This is a genomic window from Methylocucumis oryzae (assembly GCF_000963695.1).
Lineage (GTDB): Bacteria > Pseudomonadota > Gammaproteobacteria > Methylococcales > Methylomonadaceae > Methylovulum > Methylovulum oryzae.
On record NZ_LAJX01000075.1, the window covers coordinates 1 to 6220 of the forward strand.

The window sequence follows — 6220 nt, forward strand, 5'->3', positions numbered from 1 at the left end:
TTTTACATACCCTCATTCCGGCATGGATTGCCGGAATCCAGTGCCATGGATGGCGCTCTTCAAGTCCCCCTGTGTTCTTGGCAATCCATGCCGAGATGACGACCCGGAGACGAACTACAGTTCTCTAATTGGGCGGGCTATAAAGACACGAGCTGTTAATCCTTCACCCAACCATCACGTAAGGTCACAGTGCGATTAAACACTCGTAAGTCCTCACGACTATCCGGCGCATCTAAGCAAAAATAACCGGTACGCTCAAATTGATAGCGGGTATCGGCATTCGCCTGGGCTAAACTAGGCTCGACTAAACAACCCGTTAAGATTTCTAGTGACTCAGGATTTAACACGCTTAAAAAAGTTCTCTTCATTATCCGGTTGCGGTACGGTAAATAAACGACCGTATAAACGCACTTCAGCCGGTAACGCGTGTTGCTCGGACACCCAGTGAATTACGCCTTTCACTTTACGCCCTTCCGGATTTTTGCCCAGCGTGTCAGGGTCATAGCTGCAACGCAGTTCAACCACGTTGCCGTCAGCATCTTTAATGACTTCATCACAACGAACCACATAGGAGCCGCGTAAACGCACCTCGCCACCTGGTACTAAGCGCTTATATTTAGGCGGCGGCACTTCAGCAAAGTCATCTTGCTCAATTAATATGACTTTTGAAAATGGCACTGAGCGCTTACCTAATTCTGGGCGTTGCGGATGGTTACTGAGCTCAAGCGATTCGACTTTATCGTCAGGATAATTGGTAATGACTACGCGTAACGGCGCTAATACCGCCATAACCCGCAAAGCATTTTCATTTAAATCTTCGCGAATACAGTATTCCAATACGCCCATTTCTATCCATGAATTTTGCTTTGTTAACCCAATACGCTCGCAAAAATCTCGAATTGCCTTAGGTGTCACGCCGGCTCGACGTAATCCTGCTAAGGTTGGCATCCGTGGGTCATCCCAGCCACGCACATGTTTTTCCGTGACCAATTGGTTTAATTTACGTTTACTAACAATGGTGTACTCTAATTGCAAACGCGCAAATTCAATTTGCTGCGGATGACAAGGTGTTTGTAATTGCTCTAACACCCAATCATATAAGGGTCTGTGGTCTTCAAACTCTAACGTACATAAGGAATGCGTAATGCCTTCTAGCGCATCGGACAGACAATGCGTGTAATCGTACATGGGATAAATACACCACGCATCCCCCGTTCTGTGATGATGAACGCGTCGAATACGATAAATCGTTGGATCACGCATGTTAATGTTAGGCGATGCCATATCGATTTTTGCGCGTAACACATACTGACCATCGGCAAATTCGCCCGCCCGCATACGCTGAAATAAAGCTAAATTCTCGGCAATAGAACGACTTCTATCGGGACTTTCAATACCTGGCTCGGTTAACGTGCCACGCATGGCCCGAATTTGTTCAGGCGTAGACGAATCGACATAGGCTAAGCCTTGCTCAATCAGTTGCACAGCATATTGATAAAGCTGCTCGAAATAGTCCGACGCATGCCATAACGCATCCCACTGAAACCCTAACCATTGCACATCGCGTTTAATCGACTCCATATACTCAACGCTTTCCTTTTCAGGATTGGTGTCATCAAAGCGCAAATTACAAGTACCGTTGTTTTCTAATGCCGTACCAAAATTTAAACATATCGACTTAGCATGACCTATATGCAAATACCCATTAGGTTCGGGTGGAAAACGTGTGGCAACTTTACCGTTATGTTTATTACTTTTAAGATCGTTAGCGATGATTTGGCGAATAAAATTATTCGGTGCGGGCAGATTTTCGTTTGTAGACATGAAAAACTCGATGATCAATTCAGATTAGCGTGACAATGTTGCTGCCGAACAAGGCAAGTCTAAGAATACTACTGGAATTGTATCCACCAGTAAAGCCGATGGTCACATCCTGTCGAGACTGGGCGAACACCTCACCATCTCAACTCTCGATGACGTAGTGACTTTCAACTACGGCGTTATGGCTTACGCCGACAAGGGCTTTCATCTTGTTGTTAAGCTGCCCTCATTGACGCACATCTCGGCAATCCATTAATGCCAAGGATGGCATGTATTAGGCAGAAAATCGCTCCTCGGCAATAGCTCCTGCATTGCTCTACCTCCTGCGTCCTGCAGTCGTGCGTTTTCTGCATTCACCACATCCATGTGGCTTAGCAACGCATAATGCCATGGATGGCGTGTAGTAGGGGGGCAACGCAGGAGCAGTTGCCAAACCGAAATGATGTTTTTCACATTTTAGCTATCCCATCTTAAGCGGCTAGCCCGCTTTTTTAATCACATACCTAACTTCATTGATAGCGAAATGCTTCACTCATTCATGTGTTAAAAGTAAACTAGCAAAACTAACTTCTGGTTTCATCATGTATCGAGTCAAGTTAACACTATGAAATTAAAAGCACGGATAATCACATGGCAAGTAATAAGCCTCATGTTATCACTGGTAGTCTACTTGCCCGCCTCGAGTCGTGCAGCGCTAAGCGAATTAGACCCGGTGACTATTTTGGCTGAACCTATACCTTCGGCTTCGCTTAATGCGAGTACCACTCATCAAAATCAATTTAGCGAACAACGCTTAATTGAGCGTGGCATGACTACATACAGCGACCTTAACCGCCAGATAGCCAATTTCCATTTCATCGATGCGGGCGTTGGTAGTTACACCCAAGGCTTTAGCTTGCGTGGTTTAACCAATACCGATATTTTCAGCGACCCTGCCGTGGTTATTTATATTGACGACGTACCTTATAGCAATGCAGGTACCGTGATGGGTAACTGGTTAAATGCCGAAACTGTAACGGTTTATCGTGGCCCAGAACCTGGCCGATTAGGTAAGAATGCCTATGCCGGAGCGATTGTGATTAATTCTAAACAACCTTCGAACACGCTTAGGACTGCACTGAGTTATGAGACAGGCACCTACGCTCAGCAGAAAGTGACAACTACCTTGTCAGGTGCGCTAGTCAACGACCAGGTCTACGCAAGTGTTAGCGGTGAATACCAAGCCCGCGATGCGTTTTTATACAATTCATATTTAAACACCACGCCAGACGAGCAAGAACATGTTACCGGTCAAGCCATGCTCAAATGGCTGCCTAACTCAGCCTTTGATATTCGGTTAATCGTCACGCAACAAGATTTTGATTACGGCGCAACGCGTTGGGTTAACCTCGCCTCACCGGATTTTTTTACCGTCACGTCAAATGTCGATGAGCAATTAGAACAGCAAGCTGACAGCCAAGCGTTGCGTATTGCTTATACCGGCGATGATTATCAATGGCTGTCAGTCAGCAGTCGCCGCTATTGGTCTATGAATCCAAACGTCGAAGATTTTGATTTAACACCGGAGCCGTTATTACGTGAACAAACGCTGTCAGAACAGGCTTATAGTCAAGAGTGGCGACTACAACCTAAAGCATTCAACTCAACCTGGGATTGGCAAATAGGGTTGTTTTATTCGCATATCGAAAAACAAGGCGTCGTCAATTCTTGGTTTTACGACATTTTTGTACAAAAATGCGTTAAAACAACGCAACACAAATCAATATTCGGCCTTCGGGCAAGTCGTTTATCAAGATTTCCAGCGCATCAAACCTTATTTAGCGTTACGCATAGACTCTATTGACAGTGATGTTGAGGCAGCAAATATTTATCCCGACGGCTCAATGCTAAGCCTGCAACAACAAGAGACTCGCTTTTTTGTCAGTCCGAAGCTTGGCGTTAACGTTATGTTAACCGATACCATCAATGCTCACGCCAGTAGCGGATTAGCCTTCAAACCCTCTGGCTTTAGTATTGCCAATATCAATACCAATTTGTCGCATTATAACCAAGAAACAACATGGCATAACGAGCTGGGTATCACCATCGAAGAGATGGCTGGTCAATTATCGCTGAGCTTCACCGGCTTTTATTACGCTATCACCGATTATCAAATCGAACGCTACTTCACCGAGTTTGACTACGGTATTGCCAACGCAGCTAAAGCCCATTCCTACGGTTTTGAAGCCGAATCCGAATGGCGGCTTAACGAAAACTTAAGCTTACAAACGCAAATCGGTTATACCCAAACCCGGTTCGACACGTATCGCGACCCCATCACTGACGCCGATTATGCGGGCAACATGGCGCCTTTTATTCCAGAAACCAACGGCTTACTTGCCCTGCAATACCAGCATCCACAAGGCTATTTCGCACGCGCCGAATGGCAGTTTACCGGCACAACGTATTTCGATGACAGTAATACCGCGCTCATGCGGCAAAACAGCTACGACTTAGCACATCTGCGTATCGGTTATGAGCACAAACCGTTTAGCGCCTATGCTTTTGTCAGCAATTTAGGCGACAACCGCTATTACACCTCTAAATTTCTTGGCGTATCCGGTGTACCCGGTGAGCCTCGATTAATCGGTGTCAAGTTAACGGTAGATTTTTAATGTGGCGCCCATTCGCCCATTTTGAGTTGAACATTGCTGATATACTTGCCTGAAGCATCGGGATAAAAACCAGAAAAAGCAAAAAGCTTAAATAACTCAATCACATGAGACCAACTAAAGTCTGCATATAACTGCTGTATGCTCTGGTCATCGGTGGTTTCTAAACCATTAAACACGCGCGCTTTAACTTTCTTAAAATCGTAATCGACTTTATCCAAGGCTTTTTTCAGAGCCTCAGCCGATGGATTCGGCTGGTTATTGAAATAAAGCGCGCTCACGATGTGGTTACGCGTTATCGGCAAACCCGCTTGCTTTAAATCAAAACAGGTTTTAATACACGCTAACTCGCGCGCTTTAAAGGCTTCTAATGCCAGTATCGGCAACAAACCGCTTTGTTCAGAACAACGCAGCTTTTGTTTAAAATCGGCGATAAAAATATCGAAAAATAGCGCAAACAACTGTTTTTCTCTTTTGTTAATCACTTGGCCTCGGTCCCTGGCAATATAACCTAAAGCAAAATAAGCGCCGTAAGTATCTGGCGAGAACAGTAGCTGATGCCGGTTAAGCATACTCATTGTGGTAATACCGCTACTGACTTGAATCATTTTGCTATAAAACTTATGCAAGATGCCTTTTGCGCATTCGTCATCATCGTCAAAACCTAACGCATCCACCGGTACGCCGTCTAACAGCTGGCGTTTTATGTCGCTTGGCAACTCTAACGGCAAACGGAATATACGGCATTAAACGCCAAAAAATATCAGCCGCTTGCGTTTCAATCGGCGTGGCAATAGTAATGACAAAATCGACCGGAAAAACATCATCAGGATGGTCAGTCGCCACTTTGCCAATATCAAGACCTATCTCGCGGCAAGGTAAATATTGTTGTATGAGTTTAAACGTCTCAAACACCAAGCGATAGCCAGCGCTTTCGGCAAGTGCGTGATAGCGATGGTGAAACTCTCGCACGATAACGCTGATGTCACGCTCGTCATTGAGCATAAAACCCTACCAACTTTTAGGCACAAAATCAGCCGGTGTTTCCATGATAAATTGCTCGTCGTGAATACCGGCCAGATAAAAACCTTGCTTTAACGCTTCGGCGCGTAAATCATCCGGCGCATCGACTACCGCTAACATGCCGTACAGCTTTTTATCGTTATGTTCCGGTAAAAAATTGGCGAAAGCGAGTTAGGATGGTACGCAATTGCGTCAATGCCTCAGGCTGCAAATGGCTTTTCACTTCAACGATAAATGCTTCGTTGCGTTCAGAATTGGCATAAGCAAACACATCGAGCTCTAAGGTATCACCGCCTTTTTTGACTTTCATTCTAGGCGTAACGATTTCCATGCCGAATTGCTCGGTTAAAATCTTCGTCATCGACGGAAACGCCATGCCTTCGGTAAAACCACCGAATTTTTCGCCTAAACCACCGATTTGTTTACCCAGTTCTTTAAGCTGTCTATCCGTTTCTTTCTGTGTAACCGCTAGGCTTGCTACTAATTCTTTTAATTCATCATCGGTCATTGGCTATTCTCCTGTGATTACCAGCTTTTAGGCACAAAATCAGCCGGTGTTTCCATGATAAATTGCTCGTCGTGAATACCCGCCATATAAAAACCTTGTTTTAACGCTTCGGCACGTAAATCATCGGGCGCATCAACCACCGCTAACATGCCGTACAGCTTTTTATCGTTATGCTCAGGCAAAAACTGGCGAAAGCGGGTTAAGATATTCTTTAATT

At 45.1% G+C, this 6220-nt stretch carries 6 protein-coding genes and 2 pseudogenes; 2 read left to right on the plus strand and 6 right to left on the minus strand.

Translation table 11 applies throughout. The features are described 5' to 3' along the window. Positions 1-155: 155 nt before the first annotated feature. A pseudogene (locus VZ94_RS08150) lies at positions 156-1824 on the minus strand (glutamine--tRNA ligase/YqeY domain fusion protein). A gap of 601 nt (positions 1825-2425) precedes the next feature. Between VZ94_RS08150 and VZ94_RS08155 the strand changes: the two are divergent. Both VZ94_RS08155 and VZ94_RS08160 read left to right on the plus strand, forming a co-directional pair. Then, positions 2426-3664, plus strand: coding sequence for a TonB-dependent receptor plug domain-containing protein (locus VZ94_RS08155; RefSeq protein WP_082081465.1), 1239 nt, complete (start codon positions 2426-2428; stop codon positions 3662-3664). Next, the gene (locus VZ94_RS08160; RefSeq protein WP_157844882.1) at positions 3546-4475 is read left to right on the plus strand and encodes a TonB-dependent receptor; all 930 of its coding nucleotides are present in this window, start codon (positions 3546-3548) and stop codon (positions 4473-4475) included. The genes VZ94_RS08155 and VZ94_RS08160 overlap by 119 nt, the downstream gene beginning before the upstream one ends. On the opposite strand, the gene VZ94_RS08165 is transcribed toward VZ94_RS08160, so the two are convergent. From VZ94_RS08165 to VZ94_RS25855, 5 genes and pseudogenes are all read right to left on the minus strand, one after another. Next, the gene (locus VZ94_RS08165) at positions 4472-5191 is read right to left on the minus strand and encodes a hypothetical protein (protein ID WP_192828608.1); all 720 of its coding nucleotides are present in this window, start codon (positions 5189-5191) and stop codon (positions 4472-4474) included. The genes VZ94_RS08160 and VZ94_RS08165 overlap by 4 nt on opposite strands. Further along, on the minus strand, positions 5130-5477 hold the full coding sequence (locus VZ94_RS08170) for a hypothetical protein (RefSeq protein WP_045778851.1): 348 nt from the start codon (positions 5475-5477) through the stop codon (positions 5130-5132). Before VZ94_RS08170 ends, VZ94_RS08165 begins: the two co-directional genes overlap by 62 nt. Before the next feature lie 6 nt (positions 5478-5483). After that, positions 5484-5615: a hypothetical protein gene (locus VZ94_RS30460; protein WP_275575177.1), complete on the minus strand. Its 132-nt coding sequence runs from the start codon at positions 5613-5615 to the stop codon at positions 5484-5486. 19 nt (positions 5616-5634) lie between these two features. Beyond that, a complete protein-coding gene (locus VZ94_RS08175; protein ID WP_204369083.1) occupies positions 5635-6003 on the minus strand; it encodes a hypothetical protein in 369 nt (122 codons plus the stop codon). Positions 6004-6020: 17 nt separating this feature from the next. After that, positions 6021-6220, minus strand: a pseudogene (locus tag VZ94_RS25855) (DUF3782 domain-containing protein); the annotation flags it as partial.

What these genes read in the sequence shown, in the direction of transcription:
- VZ94_RS08175 (WP_204369083.1), bottom strand. Translation starts at nt 6,003, where the DNA reads ATGACCGATGATGAATTAAAAGAATTAGTAGCAAGCCTAGCGGTTACA.
- VZ94_RS30460 (WP_275575177.1), bottom strand. Translation starts at nt 5,615, where the DNA reads ATGTTAGCGGTAGTCGATGCGCCGGATGATTTACGCGCCGAAGCGTTA.
- VZ94_RS08155 (WP_082081465.1), top strand. Translation starts at nt 2,426, where the DNA reads ATGAAATTAAAAGCACGGATAATCACATGGCAAGTAATAAGCCTCATG.
- VZ94_RS08170 (WP_045778851.1), bottom strand. Translation starts at nt 5,477, where the DNA reads ATGCTCAATGACGAGCGTGACATCAGCGTTATCGTGCGAGAGTTTCAC.